The sequence below is a fragment of the Myxococcaceae bacterium JPH2 genome (assembly GCA_016458225.1).
GTDB lineage: Bacteria > Myxococcota > Myxococcia > Myxococcales > Myxococcaceae > Citreicoccus.
The window spans coordinates 148,372-164,554 of the sequence record JAEMGR010000021.1; the positions used below are offsets into that span (position 1 = coordinate 148,372).

The 16,183-nt window shown below is 68.7% G+C and carries 17 protein-coding genes and 1 pseudogene; 8 read left to right on the forward strand and 10 right to left on the reverse strand.

Going from position 1 to position 16,183, the window contains the following annotated elements; translation table 11 throughout:
• Positions 1-57: 57 nt before the first annotated feature.
• The 5 genes and pseudogenes from JGU66_27140 to JGU66_27160 all read right to left on the reverse strand — a co-directional run bounded on the left by JGU66_27140 (position 58) and on the right by JGU66_27160 (position 3,791).
• Positions 58-1,311 carry a beta-lactamase family protein gene (locus tag JGU66_27140; GenBank protein MBJ6764463.1) on the reverse strand — a complete coding sequence of 418 codons (1,254 nt, stop codon included), beginning with the start codon at positions 1,309-1,311 and terminating at the stop codon, positions 58-60.
• 219 nt (positions 1,312-1,530) lie between these two features.
• Complete coding sequence (locus JGU66_27145; GenBank protein ID MBJ6764464.1) at positions 1,531-1,893, reverse strand: DUF1048 domain-containing protein; 363 nt, start codon at positions 1,891-1,893, stop codon at positions 1,531-1,533.
• Between the two features lies 1 nt (position 1,894).
• Positions 1,895-2,212, reverse strand: a complete 318-nt coding sequence (locus JGU66_27150; GenBank protein ID MBJ6764465.1) for a PadR family transcriptional regulator — start codon at positions 2,210-2,212, stop codon at positions 1,895-1,897.
• A gap of 111 nt (positions 2,213-2,323) precedes the next feature.
• Positions 2,324-2,689 (reverse strand): annotated as a pseudogene (locus JGU66_27155) (hypothetical protein).
• A gap of 643 nt (positions 2,690-3,332) precedes the next feature.
• On the reverse strand, positions 3,333-3,791 hold the full coding sequence (locus JGU66_27160) for a carboxymuconolactone decarboxylase family protein (protein MBJ6764466.1): 459 nt from the start codon (positions 3,789-3,791) through the stop codon (positions 3,333-3,335).
• 66 nt (positions 3,792-3,857) lie between these two features.
• Here JGU66_27160 and JGU66_27165 point away from each other — a divergent pair, with 66 nt between their 5' ends.
• On the forward strand, positions 3,858-4,742 hold the full coding sequence (locus JGU66_27165) for a sigma-70 family RNA polymerase sigma factor (protein MBJ6764467.1): 885 nt from the start codon (positions 3,858-3,860) through the stop codon (positions 4,740-4,742).
• A gap of 9 nt (positions 4,743-4,751) precedes the next feature.
• Here the strand turns inward: JGU66_27165 and JGU66_27170 are convergent, their stop codons facing one another.
• Positions 4,752-5,615: an SDR family oxidoreductase gene (locus tag JGU66_27170; protein MBJ6764468.1), complete on the reverse strand. Its 864-nt coding sequence runs from the start codon at positions 5,613-5,615 to the stop codon at positions 4,752-4,754.
• Positions 5,616-5,731: 116 nt separating this feature from the next.
• On the opposite strand from JGU66_27170, the gene JGU66_27175 reads away from it, so the two are divergent.
• The gene (locus JGU66_27175) at positions 5,732-6,190 is read left to right on the forward strand and encodes a MarR family transcriptional regulator (GenBank protein MBJ6764469.1); all 459 of its coding nucleotides are present in this window, start codon (positions 5,732-5,734) and stop codon (positions 6,188-6,190) included.
• A 23-nt stretch (positions 6,191-6,213) separates the two neighbouring features.
• Here the strand turns inward: JGU66_27175 and JGU66_27180 are convergent, their stop codons facing one another.
• Positions 6,214-7,422, reverse strand: coding sequence for a hypothetical protein (locus JGU66_27180; protein ID MBJ6764470.1), 1,209 nt, complete (start codon positions 7,420-7,422; stop codon positions 6,214-6,216).
• Positions 7,423-7,568: 146 nt separating this feature from the next.
• Here JGU66_27180 and JGU66_27185 point away from each other — a divergent pair, with 146 nt between their 5' ends.
• Complete coding sequence (locus JGU66_27185) at positions 7,569-10,031, forward strand: WD40 repeat domain-containing protein (protein MBJ6764471.1); 2,463 nt, start codon at positions 7,569-7,571, stop codon at positions 10,029-10,031.
• Between the two features lie 5 nt (positions 10,032-10,036).
• On the opposite strand, the gene JGU66_27190 is transcribed toward JGU66_27185, so the two are convergent.
• A complete protein-coding gene (locus tag JGU66_27190; GenBank protein MBJ6764472.1) occupies positions 10,037-10,363 on the reverse strand; it encodes a helix-turn-helix transcriptional regulator in 327 nt (108 codons plus the stop codon).
• A 195-nt stretch (positions 10,364-10,558) separates the two neighbouring features.
• Here JGU66_27190 and gstA point away from each other — a divergent pair, with 195 nt between their 5' ends.
• Positions 10,559-11,164: a glutathione transferase GstA gene (gene gstA, locus JGU66_27195; protein ID MBJ6764473.1), complete on the forward strand. Its 606-nt coding sequence runs from the start codon at positions 10,559-10,561 to the stop codon at positions 11,162-11,164.
• Positions 11,165-11,211: 47 nt separating this feature from the next.
• Here gstA and JGU66_27200 read toward each other — a convergent pair whose 3' ends face one another.
• Both JGU66_27200 and JGU66_27205 read right to left on the reverse strand, forming a co-directional pair.
• Positions 11,212-11,622, reverse strand: coding sequence for a type II toxin-antitoxin system PemK/MazF family toxin (locus tag JGU66_27200; protein MBJ6764474.1), 411 nt, complete (start codon positions 11,620-11,622; stop codon positions 11,212-11,214).
• Between the two features lie 39 nt (positions 11,623-11,661).
• Positions 11,662-13,866 carry a S9 family peptidase gene (locus JGU66_27205; GenBank protein ID MBJ6764475.1) on the reverse strand — a complete coding sequence of 735 codons (2,205 nt, stop codon included), beginning with the start codon at positions 13,864-13,866 and terminating at the stop codon, positions 11,662-11,664.
• A 76-nt stretch (positions 13,867-13,942) separates the two neighbouring features.
• On the opposite strand from JGU66_27205, the gene JGU66_27210 reads away from it, so the two are divergent.
• The 4 genes from JGU66_27210 to JGU66_27225 form a co-directional block, all read left to right on the forward strand.
• Entirely contained in the window at positions 13,943-14,842 is a 900-nt protein-coding gene (locus JGU66_27210; GenBank protein MBJ6764476.1) for a LysR family transcriptional regulator, read from the forward strand.
• A 37-nt stretch (positions 14,843-14,879) separates the two neighbouring features.
• Complete coding sequence (locus JGU66_27215; protein MBJ6764477.1) at positions 14,880-15,230, forward strand: nuclear transport factor 2 family protein; 351 nt, start codon at positions 14,880-14,882, stop codon at positions 15,228-15,230.
• A 63-nt stretch (positions 15,231-15,293) separates the two neighbouring features.
• Positions 15,294-15,683, forward strand: coding sequence for a VOC family protein (locus JGU66_27220; protein MBJ6764478.1), 390 nt, complete (start codon positions 15,294-15,296; stop codon positions 15,681-15,683).
• Positions 15,684-15,789: 106 nt separating this feature from the next.
• Positions 15,790-16,183, forward strand: a 394-nt coding sequence (locus tag JGU66_27225) for a peptidase M35 (protein MBJ6764479.1), incomplete at its 3' end; no start/stop codon positions are given.

The following is a 16,183-nucleotide window of genomic DNA, read 5'->3' on the forward strand; positions in this document are numbered from 1 at the left end:
GTCCGCGCGGCCCCCCTCCCGAAGGACAAGGCGAGAGAGAGGGGGGCGCCGCGCCTCTCAGCTCCGAGACCTGAGGCACGCCACGACCGCCGCGGCGAGGTTCGAGGCACGCGGCTCGCCGATTCGAAATGACCAGAGGTTCGTGACGTAGCCGAAGCCGACACCGGCATCCGGGTCGGCGAAGGCGATGGATCCGCCGGAGCCAGGGTGGCCAAACGACCCTGGCCCGACCAGCGGCATCGGTGGGCATGCCCGCCAGAACCCGAGCGACATGTAGAAGGACCGGTTGGCGGGAACATCGAGTCCCGGCGGCAGTCCATTCATCCGCGTCTTGTCGGTGTGGACCTCGGTCATCTTCTCGACGGTCGCCGGATTCAACAGGCGCACGCCATCGACCGTGCTCACGGTGGCCGCATACATCCGCGCCAGCGAGTGCGCGTCCGAGAACATGTTCCCAAAGGGGAACTCCGCCGCGCGGAAGGCACGCGTGTTCATGTAGCCGCTGGAGTGATCGAACGCGCCGCCGAGCTGTCCGGCGCGAGCTTGCACGGAGTTGGGCCCCCACACGGCGTTCATCCAGGCGATGACCGTGTCCCGGTCGAGGCCGGTGGTTTCGATCATCCCGGCGGTCATCTCCTCGAGCGTGAACGGGGCGGCGTACTCAATCCGCGCCACCCGTCCCTCTTGCTCCGACGGCAGTCCGATCCACGCGCTCAGCCCGAGTGGGGCCGCGACCTCGTTGGCGAAGAACGTGCCGAGCGAGGTGCCGGTGATCCGCCGCACCACCTCCCCCACGAGGAACCCGAAGGTCATGCTGTGGTAGACGTGCTCGGTGCCCGGCCGCCACTCCGGCTTCTGCGCTTCGAGCGCGCGGATGACCGGATGCCAGGCGCAGGCGTCCTCGAAGGTCAGCGGACCATCGACGAGCGGCAGACCGGCTTGATGGGAGAGGAGCCAGCGCACGGGGATGTGCTCCTTGCCGGCGGCGCCGAACTCAGGCCAGTACTTGATCACCGGGGCGTCCAGATCGAGCTGGCCGCGCTGAGCGAGCAGGTGGGCGCAGATCGCGGTCGCGCCTTTGGTCGTGGAAGCGACCAATGCGAGGGTGTCCTTGTTCCACGGGCGGTTCGCCTCGCGATCCGCCAGGCCTCCCCACACATCGACCACGGGACGGCCGTCCGCGTAGACACAGCACGCCGCGCCGACCTCGCCGGGCGACCCTTCGAAGTTCGTCCGGAAGACGTCGGCCACGCTTCCCCAGCCATCCTCGACGTGGCCCTGCATGACGGTCCTGCTTGCCGTGTTCAGCATGCTGTATGTCCTTTCGAGTGAGGTGAAGGCGAAATGCTCGCGCCGCGCCGCAGCACCTCGGGTCGTGCTTGGCGAACGGGTGCCCCGTGTTGATGTTTGTATTTGGGCGCGGTGAAGGGTGCTGCCGCCATCGCCGGCCCGAGCAGCACGTGGGCTCGGTGCGGGGGGATGGGCGTGGAGTTGCTTGGGAATGCCGCACGTCGATGACGTGCAGGGGCGCTATGAGGCCTGCTTGGAGGCTGCTTCGGCGGCTTGGGCGATGGCGTGGGTCAGCCGCTCTCGCTCCCGGATGATCCATGCCCCCTTCGGATAGTTCCGGACGAACGCCTCGATGAACTCCACCGGATCATCCCCGACGATTTGGCGGATGGGGGTTTGGTTCGCCGCGCTCTGTTCGAACAGGTCGACGAGGTCCGCGTACATCGCTGTCCCGTCGCCCCCCGTTCCAAAGTACGTCAGGTATCGCTCCAGGGCATCGACCGCCGCGCGATAGTTCTCGGGGAGCTGTTTCACGCGAGCTTTGTACTCTCGCCATTGTTTCTTCTCGCCAATCACCGTCGAGATGAACTTTGAGATGAGCATGTCATTGACCTCCGTGTTGGAGTTGTTGGATTCGTTCCGCGAGGAAGCTCCAGGTGTTCCAGAACTCTTCGAGGTATTCCTGCCCCTGCGCGTTGAGCGAGTACACCTTGCGCGGCGGCCCCTTCTCCGACGGGACCTTCTCCACGTCGACCAGACCGCGCTGTTCGACTCGGACGAGCAGCGCGTAGACGGTGCCCTCGGCGATGTCGGAGAAGCCCAGCTCCTTCAGCCGCGCCGTGATTTCGTAGCCATAGGCGGGCCGCATGGACAGGAGCGCGAGGACGATGCCCTCCAGGATTCCCTTCAGCATCTCCGTCATCTGCTTGCCCACGGCGCGCTCTCCATCTACTTAGCGTTGCTTGGTACTGGTACTTAGTAACGCAAAGTAGTGGGGATGGCAAGTGGACCTGTCGGCCCGCCGAAGGCGTCCCTAGACCTCTTCGAACTCTGCTCCGGTGACGTGGGCGCGCTCCAGGGCCGCCTTGATGTCCTCGGAGACGATGAGCACGCCGGTCCATCCCCAGGGGCGGAACACCTTGGCCTCACCCACCGCGGAGGGCTCAATCCGCATCCCGTAGACGCTGCGGTACATGCCGAGCTTGTCGGGCCGTTCGTCCTCGGGCTTCCAATACATGACCTCTTCCGAGGCCTCGTCGTCGATGCATCGGATGAGACGCGTTGCCACGAGAATGAGGTACTCGTCGGGGCAGCCCTTGATGTCCACCGGAATCAATTGCACGTCATTGGGGGCCATCTCCGCGAAGAGCATGGCGGCCCTGATGTGAACCACGGGGGTCGAACCCGTGCCGCGTTCTGCCCGAGGACTTCCCCGTACGCCTCGCTCGCTGCGCGGAGCTGTGTGGACTGGCCAGCAGCGGGCCATCCGTCAACAGGCGCAAGCAGTCGCCGGTCTGCCCCTTCCGCTTGCACCACAGGCCATAGGCGCGCGTGAGCTCATCGTCAGCGTAGGTCTCCAGCAGGTGGGGGCCATCCGCGTCCTCTGGACGCTGGGGCGTCAACCGAGGCGGCCGGCTTTGATAGCCGTACACCCCACTGCGTGACGGAACGCCGAACAGGTCTCTGGCCTGCTGCATGGGACTGCTCTGCGGATGTACGTCTCGCGCGAGTCCCGCGACTGCGCCTTCAAACTCGTCGTCGTCGAGTTCCGCCGCCTCCAACTCCTCGCCTGGCTCCTCGCGCGGAGCAACGACGACAACCTCACGACCGGTTTCCAGCCGCACGACTCGACTCGTCGCGCAGCCGGAAACGACCGTGAGCAAGAGCAGCGGCACCGCCCATCGAAGCAGCATGCAGTGTCCCCCCGGCATGAGGCCCGCCACAGCGTAGGGCCAGTCGGAAATGCCAGAGGGCACCGCAGGTTCATCACGTCCAAAGCTCGACGTCAGCGGGGAGACTGACGCCGGAGCCCGGCGCGGTTCCTAGCCCGGGACGGAGCCAGCCACCTGGCGCGTGGTGACGTTGATGCGGTTCCACACGTTGATGGTGGCGATGGCCAGGACGATGCCCGACAGCGCGGTCGCGTCGAAGTGGCGAGCGGCCTCGTCCCAGACCTCGTCGGACACCGGATCCGCTCGGTCGCTCAGGCGGGTGGCGGCCTCCGTGAGGGCCAGCGCGGCGCGCTCGGCGTCGGTGAAGTAGGGGGCCTCGCGCCACGCGGCCACCGTGAAGATGCGCTCGTCGGTCTCGCCCTCCTTCTTGAGGAAGCGAGCGTGCATCTCCACGCAGAGGCTGCAGCCGTTGATCTGACTGGCTCGCAGTGAAAGCAACTCGCTCAACCGGCGTGAGATGCCGGCCTTCTCGACGGTGGCCGACAGGGACAGCAGCGCCTTCATGGCCTCGGGGTGCATGAAAACAGGGTTCTTCATTCGCGCGTTCATCGGTGTTTCCTCCAGGGTTCCAGTGGCTTCGGGTGTATGACGCGCGGGAAAAAAGGAGTGTGACCGGTGACTGCACATCTGGCCCTGGCGACGCGTTTCGAGGAGCAGCGAGGACACCTTCGGTCCGTGGCGTTCCGCATGCTTGGCGGGATGAGCGAGGCGGACGACGCCGTCCAGGAAGCCTGGCTCCACGCGAGCCGCGCGGACACCCAGGACGTGCAGAACCTGCGGGGCTGGCTGACGACGGTGGTCGCGCGCGTGTGCCTGGACCAGCTCCGTGTTCGCAAGTCGAGGCCGGAGGACCCGGTGGGCGCGCAGGTGCCGGTGACCGTCGCGGGCGCGTCCAACCGCGCCGGCCCCGAGGAAGAGGCGCTGCAGGCGGACGCCGTGGGGCTCGCACTGCTGGTGGTCCTGGAGACGCTGGAGCCCGCCGAGCGCGTGGCCTTCGTGCTCCACGACATGTTCGATGTCTCCTTCGATGACATCGCCACCATTGTCGGGCGCTCGGTGGTGGCCACGCGCCAGCTCGCGAGCCGCGCGCGGCGGCGGGTGAAGGGGGCGGAGGAGATTTCCGCGGAGGACCTCGCGAGTCAGCGAAGCGTGGTGGACGCGTTCCTGGCCGCACTGCGAGCCAACGACCTCGATGGCGTGCTCGCCGTGTTGGATCCCGAGGTCGTCGTGTGCGCGGACCGTGTGTCGTTGCCGCCAGGGGCGGCGCCGGAGCTGCGCGGGGCGCGTGCCGCCGCGATGCAGTCCATTGCCCTGTCGCGTGGCGCGAAGGCCGCGCGGGTGGCGCTGATCGAGGGCGCCGTGGGCCTCGTGGTGGCGCCGCTCGGCCGGCTGTACCGGATCCTGCGCTTCACGCAGGCGGGCGGACGCATCACGCGCATCGATGTCATCGGAGAGGTCGCGGACCTGCACGCGCTCACCGTGTCGACGCTGGACGCCTGAGCCCTCAGCTCAGCTTGATGTGGGCCGAAGGAAGGACTGGGCGTTTCGAGCGCACCAGTCCGCGAAGGCGCGCGGCTTGCGGCCGAGCAGTTGCTCCACCGTGTCCGTGCGGACGCCGACGCGGTCCGCGCGCATGCGGGTGAAGGTGTCGAGGATGGCCTCGGCCAGTGCCGGCGGCGCGCCCTGGGGGAAGCGGGACCTCACGGCGTCCTCGGGGGAGGCCGCCTCGCGCACCTCGAGGTCGCGGCCAATCGCCCGCGCGAGGATGCGAACCTGCTCGGCGACGGTGAGCACCTCGTCGCCGGTGAGGACGTAAGCCTTGCCCTGATGTCCGTCCTCGGTCAGCACGCGCGCGGCGACGGCCGCGATGTCCGCGGGGTCAATCAACGCATAGCGACCCGGGCCAATCGGATCGAACACGAAGCCCGCCTCGCGGATGGACGGCGCCCACTCGAAGGCGTTGGTCATGAAGCCCCCCGGCCGAAGAATGGTGGCGGGCAGCCCCGAGTCGCGCACGAGCTGCTCGCGCGCATGGTGCCAGCGCCCCATGGCGGGCACCGGGTCTCCGAGGACGTTGATAGAGGACATGAACACCACGCGCCGCACGCCCGAAGACTTCGCTGCGTGCAGCGCGTTCGCGGCCAACTCGACGCCGATTCCCTGCGTGAGCAGGAAGAGCGTGTCGACGCCGTCGAAGGCGGGCGGCAGGCTCTCGGGGACGCTCAGGTCCCCAACGACGCGCTCGGCACGCTCGGGCAGCCCCTTCGCGCGGGCAGGGTCCCTCACCAAGAGTCGCTGCCGCGCGCCGCGCGCCTCGAGTTCCCGCACCAACTCCCGGCCGACATTCCCCGTGGCCCCAGTCACCAGAATCATTGAGGATGCTCCCGTTCGTTAGCTGGCTAGCGAGGTGGAACGGTAGCCGGCTATCGACAGGTCGTCAATCGACGTGCCTGCGGTACGCTCGCGGCGGTTCCTCACCGTGAGTCGCGATGTCCGAGTTCCTCGACCTGCACAGCAAGACGACGAAGGCGCTCCGGGCCGTGGCCGAGGTGGCCATGCGGCGCCACGGTCTGCACCTGGGGCAGAACCTGTTGCTCGCGATGCTGTGGGAGAAAGATGGCCGGACGCCGGGGGAGGTGGCCACCGCGCTGCACGTCGCGACGCCCACGGTGGTGAAGATGGCCACCCGCATGGCGGCCGCGGGATTGCTCACGCGGCGCCCGGATGCGAGGGATCAGCGCCTCGTCCGCCTGTGGCTCACCGAGGCGGGACGTGAGCTGAAGGAGCCCGTCGAGGCCGAGCGGCAGCGCATGGAGGCCCTCGTCACCCAGGGCCTCACCGCGACCGAGCGAAAGCACTTGTTGAGCGCGCTCGCGAAGATTCACCGGTCCGCGAGTGCCTTGCTGGAGTCGGCCCCCGTCGCCTCGGACGACGACGAGGACTCCTGACGCGCGGCCTCGTTCGCGAGGCCTCAGGCGCTGCGCGGCGGTCGGCCAGACCCGGTGCTTGCGTTCGCGGGCGCTATCGACTGGAACTTCGCGCCCGGCTTGCACCCCGTGGGCACCAGGGACTTGGGCATGAGGAGCAGGTAGCGGACCTCGCCGGGCACCGTGCCCCGGCGCAGGGTGCGCTCGGGCTCTTGCGCGAAGCTCTCCGGGGCGATGCGCTCCGCCAGGTCGAACCCGCGGGTGCGGCAGAAGCGGAGGTGGTCCACATTCACCTGTCGATGCAGCGCCTGGGCACCCGGCGCGTCGAGCAGGAGCTGGAGTCCGAGCAGGGGCACGGAGACGCGGAAGGTAGAGAGATACGCCGCCCCCAGGCGGGTGGCGCGCAGCCTCACGGCACACAGTCCCTTGGGCAGCGCGTCGAGGAAGAACGCCTTCCGCCAGTCCTCCGAGCCGCCCACCTCGCTCAGCCGGGCCTGCAGCTTGGCCCGCGCGGCCGGCTTGCCCGTGTCGAGCACCACCGCGATGGCGCGCGCCAGCGCGGCGCAGTCCGTGGCTTCCACGCCCGCCGCGGTGGCGAGCGTCTTGCGGCGCTTCGGGGGGAGCCACTCGAGGTACTGGGTGCGCAGCTCCTCCTCGCTCAGGGTCTCCACGGCTTCGATCTCCACCGAGAACGAGGGCTCGCTGCGCAGCGGCTGGTCATCCACCCACTTGCGGACGGCCTTGGCCTCCTTGGAATCAAGGAACCAGTACGACGCGAACCGAGCCTCGACCGCCTTCCGGGTGTACTCGGTCATGCTCCGGGCCACGGGGACCGCGGAGCCCTCCTCGCCCGCGGCGGCGGCCACCACGCGCGCCTCATCGAGACCCTGGCTCGCGCCCTGGAGGAGGAAGGCCATGGCCTGATCGTTGTGCACGTCCACAATCATCGCGCGTGATTTCGGCGCGAAGTTGTAGCTGGAGCTGCTCTGGAACCACGAACCCCGGATGATGCGGACCGCGCCGCTGTATCCGGAGTCGTCGGTGGCACGCCAGGAGAGCCCCCAGACCGCGAGATGCTTGTAGAAGTTCGCGCTGTGGGCGGGAACCTTGGGAGTGGATTTCTCGAACGGCGGCATCTGCTGCTCGACCGAGACGTTCTCCAGGTGCTGGAGCTTGGTCATCCACATTTCCAGGTCGCTCAACGCCTCCTGGTCCTCGTCGAGCTGCGGGAGTGGTGGGGGGGACTTGGACATGACCAGCCTCTTCCTGGCTCTCGGAGAAGTCCGAGAGGCGTCTGGGAAGACATCACAAGTGCGCACGCCGCACCAATCACCGCGCGCTTTGGCCGTATGCTGCCCGCCTCCTTCGCGCGTCGTCCCTCGTTCCTTCCGAGCCTCGCATGCCGCCTCCTTCCCTGACCCTCGCCTCCCTCGCCGAGTTCTCCACCCTGGAGCGTCTGCTGACGGAATCAGGACTGGAGGCGCTCGAGGCCGACCTGGACGCGCTGCTCGCGCGCGCCCTTCCGGACGACGACCCTTGGGTCAGCCCTCGTGCCGCGCGCGTCCTCCGTCGCGCCCTCTCGCTCGACGCCGACTTCCTCCGCGACCATCCGGAGGCGCTGTTCCAATGTCTCTACAATCGTCTGCGCTGGTTCGACGCCCCTGATGCCGCCGCGCACTTTGAGCCGGGCGCGGTGGGGCCATGGAGCGCTCCGGACGCACGGGTCTGGAAGCTCGCGGAGCACTGGCGACAGCAATGGGAGGCCCCGGGCGAAGCGAGGCCCTGGCTGGAGGCCCTGCGGCCCTTGCCTGGGCGACTGGAGGGGCATGACGTGGCCTTGCGTCACGAGGCCCACGTGCTGTGCCTCGCCTTCAATCCCTCCGGGACGATGTTGGCGACGGGCTCGTGGGAGGACACCCAGAACGTGCATGTCTGGGATGTCGCCACGGGCCAATGCCTGCGCACGCTGGCGGGGCACGGGGCCGAAGTGCGCAGCGTGGCCTGGAGCCCAGACGGAGCGCGGCTCGCGTCCGGCTCGCGTGACCACGACGCGCGCATCTGGGACGTGGAGACCGGCGCCCTGCTGCATTCCCTGCCGCGGCAGGAGGGGCAGGTGACGTCGGTTGCCTTCAGCCCGGATGGCCGATGGCTCGCCGTGGCGAACCTCGGGTGGCGCGTGCGATTGGTGGATGTGGCCACGGGCAAGGGGGTGCACACGCTTTCGGGGCATGAGCAATCCGTACTGACGGTGGCGTTCCATCCGTCCGGTCGTTGGCTGGCCTCGGGCGGTTCGGATGACACCGCGCGCATCTGGGACGTGACGAGTGGGGCGCAGGTGGCGCGCATCGCCCTGGGCACCACCGTGCGGGACGCGGCCTTCAGCCCGGGCGGGGAGTGGCTCGTGCTCACCACCGTGGAGGGCGTCACGCGGGTGGAGACGCAGGGGTGGACGCACGCGTCCCTGGGGCAGGGGCTCGGCCCGGCGTCCTCTGCCTCGTGGCTCGATGCGAAGCGCCTCGGCGTGCTCGTGCATGGTCGGCTCGATGAAGTCGATGCGATGAGTGGCGAGGTGCTGCGGACTCAAGCCATCCCCGTGCAAGGGCAAGAGCGTCATGTCGCGTTCCATCCCGACGGCGAGCGCTTCGCGTTGACCTCGGCCGACTTCAAAGTGGTCCTCAGTGATTGGAACTCGCGGTCCGCTCCCAGCCTCCTGGCCGAGCAGGAGCCGGTGCAGGAGCTGTCGGGGCGGGCCGGCGCGCCTTACGGCATCGCGCGGCTGCGCAGGTCCACGCATGTCATCGACTCGAGGGGGCAGGGCCGCAGCATCCCCCTGGATGCGCGGACCGCGTTCATGCTGCCTTGGCAGGTCAGCCCGGATGGACGCTATCTGGCGTGCCCGCTCACCACCGTGAGCAAGCCGCCCCCCTTCCGGCCCGGAGTGCGGCTCCTCGATGCGCGGACGCTGGAGCCCGCGCAGGTCCTCGCCGCGCCGCCCGTGGCCCGCGAAGACAGAGGCCCCGTCCTCGACTCGCTCCCCATGGCCTTCTCTCCGGACGGCAAGCTCCTCGTGGCCGCGGTCGAAGAGGAGCGAGCGCGAGTGTGGCGGGTGTCGGACGGCGCCCTGGTGCTCACGCTGCGTGGCCCGCCAGGGAACATCCAGCGCGTGGACTTCACGCCCGACGGCACCCGCGTGGTCGTGTTGCACGACGAGAGCGGGCACGTGTCGCTGCACGAGCTGCGGCACGGCACCACGCTCCTCGACACCGAGGCCGTGGTGGACCCGGATCCCGTGTACGCGATCGCGGCGCAAGCGCCCGCCTTCGCGGTGGGGCGGGAGTCAGGGGAGGTGGTCCTCCTCGACACCGCCACGGGCACCCAGCGGACCCTCGCCGTGGCGGACGAGGCACTCACGGGCCTGGCGTTGTCGCCCGATGGCACGCGCGGGGTGTTTGCTTGCGCGGATGCCTCCGTGCACGTCTTCGACGTCGCGACGGGCGCGCGGCTCCTCGCCTTGCCCCATCCCGATGTCGTCTTCGGGGTGGCCATCATCGACACGCGCGTCATCACCGTGTCCCAGGACCAGCACACGCGCTTCTTCGACCTGGCGACCGGAGCGCTGCTCTCCGAACTGCCGGGCCTCGCCACCCTCGAGGACGTGGTGGCCCAGCGCTACTGGGAGACGTTGGGCGATGAGCCCGTCGCGTTCCATCGGCCGGTGGACGCCGTGCCGCTCGTCCACTTCCCCGACGTGATGGCGGAGACGCTCCTCTTGCAGGATGGGCTGGTGCTGGCGCGAGGCCACACCCAGAAAGACTTCCTCTACGTGCTGCGGCTCCACGACCCGGCGATGGCGCGCGGGTGAGCTGGCTATGCCTGGGCGCGGCGGGCCGAAGCTCTCGTGGCGCTGTGCGGAATCCCCGCCCGCTCACGCAGTCGGCCGCCTACCCGGACGATGGCATCAATCACAGGCAACAGCTCTCGCCCCAGCTCGGACAGGGAGTACTCGACCGAGGGGGGCGAGGTAGGGAGCACCGAGCGCTCGATGACGCACTTGTCCTCGAGCGCGCGCAGGCGCGTGGTCAGCACCTTGGGCGAGATGCCCGGAACATCCTTGAGCAGCTCACCAAAGCGGCGCGGCCCGCCCGAGAGCTGCCAGATGACATTGGGGGTCCACATCCCACCGAGCAGGTCCATGCAGGCGCGCATGGGACAGCCCATCGGAGGGGGAGGGGCATTGCTCTTGCGCACCTTGAGGGCCAAGTCGACGCTCCGCGTAGTTACCAACTGGTGAGTGGATTCTCAGCCTTACCTTAGCATTGCTACTATCCCTTGGTAACTCGTGGCGTTAGGTTCCCGCGCGCTGTTTTTGATCAACCACGAGGAATCGCCATGAAGCTCTATTTCGCTCCGGGTGCCTGTTCGCTCTCTCCGCACATCGTCGCTCGGGAGGCGGGCATCCCGCTCCAGTTCGAGAAGGTCGATACGAGGACCAAGACCATCAAGACCGAGGGGGACTTCTGGAAGATCAACCCCAAGGGCTATGTCCCGGCGCTGGAGATCGAGCCCGGTCTGGTGCTCACCGAGGGACCGACCATTGTTCAGTACCTGGCGGACCAGAAGCCCCAGTCGGGCCTCGTCCCCGCCGCGGGCACGCTCGAGCGCTATCGCGTCCAGGAGATGCTGGGCTACATCAACTCCGAGCTGCACAAGACGTACACCCCGCTGTTCTATCCGAACACGCCCGAGGCCCTGCGTGAGGAGCGCAAGGAGTATCTGCGCAAGCGCTACGCGCTCATCGAGGAACAGCTCGCGGGCAAGAACTTCCTGTTCGGTGACACGTTCACCATCGCGGACGCCTATCTCTTCACCGTGACGAACTGGGCGGGCTACGTGAAGCTGAGCCTGGAGGGCTTCCCCAACCTGCAGGCGTTCCAGGCGCGCGTCGCGGCGCGTCCCGCCGTGCGCGAGGCCCTGAAGGCCGAGGGGCTGGCGTAGTCCTTCGCCGTCCGTGGATGGGGGCCGCGTGTGGAGCGCGGTCCCCGTCAGCGCCGCCCGAAGAAGGCGGCTTGCAGGAAGCGCATCCCGGCGAAGATCTGCTCGACCCGCTGCTCGGAGAGCGAGCCGATGTACGCCCCGAGGTGTGCCTTGTCGATGGCGGAGACCTGCGACACCACCACCACGCTGGGCTTGGGCAGGTTGCCCTCTCCGGGGTCGAGCAGGACGTTGCCGGGCTCGCTGGCGCGCTTGAGATTGGACGTCAGCGCGCAGACGACCACGCTGTGGATGCGCGAGCGATTGAGCACGTCGTCCTGAATCACCACGTGCGGATGCGGGATGCCGGGGATGGACCCGCGCGTCTCGTCGGATTCGACCCAGAAGACATCGCCGCGAAAGATGTCTCCGGGAACTCGCTCGGCTGACAGGGTGGGCTCCTCACGTCCGTTCCGCCGCATCAGAGCGGAGCCCCTGGAGGGGAGCAACCCACGATTGCGTCAGCGCGGCGCTCCCAGGGTTCGGAGGAAGAAGAGGCCCACGTCGTCGGCGTAGTAGCGGTCCGCGGGAGGCATGGGCGAGTGCGGCTGGCCCGGCATGATGAGCAGGTCGAAGTGCTTGCCTGCTCGAATCAGTGCGTCCGCCATGCGCATCGTCGTGGAGAGCGAGGCGTTCACATCGCTCGTCCCGTGCATGAGCTTGAGCGCTCCCTGAAGCCTTCCCGCCAGCGCGACGTTGGAGCCGGCCGCGTAGCCCTCCGGGTTGGCGCTCGGCAGGTTCATGTACGGCTCGTTGATGATGGCCTCTTCCTCCATGGCGCCCGGGGCGCCCGCGTAGCCCGCCTTGAAGAACTCCGGCGCCGTCAGCATGCCGCGCAGCGCGAAGTAGCCGCCCCACGAGTGGCCGTAGATGCCCGCGCGCTCCAAATCCATCCAGGGGCGCGATGCGGCGAGCTGCTTCAGCCCCGCGACGTAGTCCGGAATCTCCGTCTGGCCCACGCGGCCGTAGTTCGCGTCCTGGAAGGCCTTGTCTCGCCCCGTGCCTCCGCGTGGATCCACCATCACCACGACGAAGCCCAACTGGGCGAGCCCCGCGCACGACATGGACATGGAGTTGCCCACGTACGTCCAGGGCAGCGAGAACAGGAAGGGGCCGCCGTAGATGTACGCGAGCACCGGATAGTGGCGCGAAGGGTCGAAGTCGCGCGGCTTGTAGATGACGCCGTGGAGTGGGGTGTGGCCATCGGCGGCCTGCACGATGACTCCCTCCGGCGGGCGATATCCCAGGGACTCCACATCGCTCGCGTCCGTCGTCGTGAGCCGCGCGCGGACGCGCCCATCCGTGGTGGAGGCCAGCTCGCGCACGCGCGGCATCGTTCGAGTGGACCACGCGTCCAGGTAGAACTTGCGCGAGGGGGACAGCCAGACGAAGTGCGTGCCCTCGCCCGAGGACAGCCGCTTCAACGCGCCGCCCTTCAGGCTGCCCCGGTAGAGCAGCTGCTCATACGAAGGGCCCGTGGGCGAAGGGGCCAGCAGATAGACCGCGTCGGTCTCCGGATCCACGCCCACCACCTCATGGACAGGGAATGCGCCGCGCGTCACCTGTCGGATGCGCCGGCCGTCGCTGTCGTGCAGGTAGACGTGTCGCCAGCCATCCTGCTCGGAGATCCACAGGAAGCCCTTGCCTCCGGGCAGGGGCGTCACGCGCTTCGCCCATCCGCCCACGGCGAGGTCCAGGCCCGCGACGAAGGTCTCCGGACGCTCCTCGCGAACGAGCAGGCGACGCTTGCCCGACACGGGGTTCACCGCCGTGAGGTCCAGCCGCTTTCCATCGCGCGACAGGTGAAGGAACAGCGCCTCGTTCCGGTCGGGCCACCAGCCCGCGAACCAGTCGTAGGTCTCGCCCTCGACGGGCGGGATGCGGAGGACCTGGCCCGAGCGGGCCTCCACGACGTACAGCTCTGCCTTGAGCAGCGGCGTGCCCACCTTCGAGTAAGGCACCCAGGTGACCTTCTCCACCGCCGAGGCGTAGTCCACCACCGGGAGCTTGTGGACCGCGCGCTGGTCCTCGCGCCACACCACCAGGAAGCGCCCGTCCGGCGACCACGGTGCGTCCGGGATGTGCCAGTCGAGGAACTCCTCGCCCGCGTGCTCCACCACGGCGCCCCCGGCCGCGTCGACCACCGCGAAGCCATTGCCGCGCTGGAGGGCCGCCGCGCCGCCTTGGGGCGCGAGGAAGTGCTCGCGTGACAGCGGCCACGCACGCCGGTCCTCGGGGGCGAGCGGCTTCACCTGCCCGTCGACGAGGCCCATCACGAAGCGCTGTTCGCCCAGCGCGAAGACGATGCCCTGCTCATCGGGCGTGAGCGCCACCTCGCGGAAGCGAAGCTCCGGGACGGGCTTGCCCAGCAGTCCGCCGAGCTGCGCGCGCAGAGACTCCGCGGACACGAGGGGTTCGACCCTGCCCGTCTTCGCGGACGCCAGCGCCCAGGTGCCACCCGTCTTGCCCTCCCGCGCCCAGAACACGACGCGGTCGCCGTCTCGGAGCCAGCGCGGCGTCACGAGGCTGTCGTGCAGCGTCATGGGGAACCGGCTCACCGCGAATGCGGTGTCCAGGCGCTCCTGGACGTGTGCGTCGGGCACGGCCGCGGAGGGCGCGGTGGTTCCCAACAGCAGGAGCAGGAGCGAGACGGAAAGGGGGGGCATGCGGTGAAGCTAGGAAGTCGAATCCAGAACCTCCAATATATTCTTCACCGCTCATCCAGACGGAGAACGTCTCAATATGGAGTTTCGCCAGCTTCAGCTCTTCGTCGCCGTGGCGGAGGAGCTGCACTTCGGACGGGCCGCCGCGCGCGTAGGCATGGCGCAGCCGCCCTTCAGCCAACAGATTCGCCGCTTGGAGGCCGAGCTGGGCGTCACGCTGCTGGCGCGCACGAGCCGCCGCGTGGCGCTCACTCCCGCGGGCAGCCGCTTGCTCGATGAGGCGCGCACGTTGCTGGCGCGCCGCGCGGACGTGGTGGCCACCGTCCGCCGCGCCGCCCAGGGCGAGACAGGCACCTTGCGCGTGGGGTTCGCCGCGTCCTCCGCCTTCGGCATCCTGCCGGACATCGTGTCCCGCTTCCGGCGCCGCTTCCCGGAGGTGAAGCTGGAATTGGACGACCGCGAGAGCCTGGACGTGGGCATCGCGCTCGTCACGGGAGAGCTGGACGTGGCCATTGTCCGGACGCCGTTCCGCCACGAAGGCATCACGGTGGAGCGATTGCTCAAGGAGCCGTTCTCGCTCGCGCTTCCCTCGAGCCATCCGCGCGCGGGTCAGCAGTCCGTCACGCTCGCCTCGCTGGCCAATGAGCCCTTCGTGCTCTTTCCTCGCCACGCGGCCCCGGGGCTGCACGACACGGTGACGAGCATGTGCCTGGCCGCGGGCTTCTCACCGCGCATCGTCCAGGAGGCCAGCTCGTGGCCCTCGGTCATCGGCATGGTGGAGGCGGGGCTGGGGCTCACGCTCGCGCCCGTGTCCGCCGAGGCCCTGCGGCCCCGGGGCGTGGTGTTCCGGCGACTGCGTGGCGCCACGGGGTTCGCGGAACTCTCCGTGGCCTTCATGGGCACCCGGCCCACGCCCGCCGTGGTGAACTTCCGCGCCCTGGCCCACGAGTCCATCAGCCGACGCCCCCATCAAACCTGACAAACAGTTGACCCTGCCGCGAGGCAGTCTCCGGTTCATGAACAAGCCGGCGGAAGTGGTGGAGACGTACTTCGAGGCGTGGAGGACGCAAGACGAGGTGCTGTTGCGAGGGACCCTCGCGCCCGAGGTGAACTTCGTGGGGGTATTGGGGACCGCGGACGGCGCGGACGCCTGCGTGAAGGGGCTCGTGCACGGCATGTGGAAGCTGTCGCCCCGTGTGTCGGTGCTGCATCGCTTCGTGGATGGCGCCGAAGTGCTGACCTGGTTCGAAATCCATCCGGGTGGCGGGGCGCCGGTGCAGGTGGCGAACTGGAGCCACGTGGAGAATGGCCGCATCACCCGCATTCGCGTCACCTTCGACCCGCGCTCGATTCTGGAGAAGCGCTGAGGGTTGCGCTACGCGGGAGGCTCCACCGGTCCCCGTCCGGTGGCCGTCCCGAGGAGGCAGCGCATGCGCATCACGGTGTCGAGTGTGATGGTGGATGACCAGGCCAAGGCCCTGAAGTTCTACACGGAGAAGCTGGGCTTCGTGCTGAAGGTGGACGTCCCCACGGGGGAGCACCGGTGGTTGACCGTGGTGTCGCCGGACGCGCGCGAGGGCACCCAGCTCCTCTTGGAGCCCATGGGCTTCGCGCCCGCGCGCGTCTATCAGAAGGCGCTGTTCGACGCGGGCATCCCGCTCACGCAGTTCGGCGTGGATGACTGTCAGGCGGAGTACGAGCGGCTGGTGAAGCTCGGCGTGACTTTCCGGGGCCCGCCCGTGTCCATGGGGCCGGTCACCTTCGCCCTGTTCGAGGACACCTGCGGCAACCTCATCCAGATGGCGCAGTTCCACGGCTGAGCGGTGCTTTACATGTGAGGGATTGTCGTCGCGCGGCGCGTCTGGACTGGTTTTCCTGGGATGGATAGGGTTTGGCTCCCCTCGTCATCCCAAGGAGTCTTCCGCGATGAGCCTCGGCAGAAGCGGTTGTGAGCGTCACTGGCTGGGTGCGGCGCTCGGGTTGTTGTTCCTGGGGGCCTGTGGCGCGCCGGAGCCCCGGCCCGCCACCTCGTCCGAGGTCGCGCGAGACGCGGTCGCGGGCGACGTGGAGGTGGCCCTGTCGGTGCCGCATGCCGCGCTCTCGAGCAGCGAGTCGGTCTGGGTGACGGTGACGTTCACCAACGTGTCCAACTCACCGGTGCGCGTGTTGAAGCGGCACGCTGCCGTCGGGGGGCTCCGTGAGGACCTGCTCTCCGTGACGGTGGACGGCGCGAGCGTGCCGTACCAAGGGCGGCGCTATCACTGGGCTCCGCCCCGTGAGACGGACTTCCTGCGCTTGGAGCCGGGCGAGCAGGTGTCGA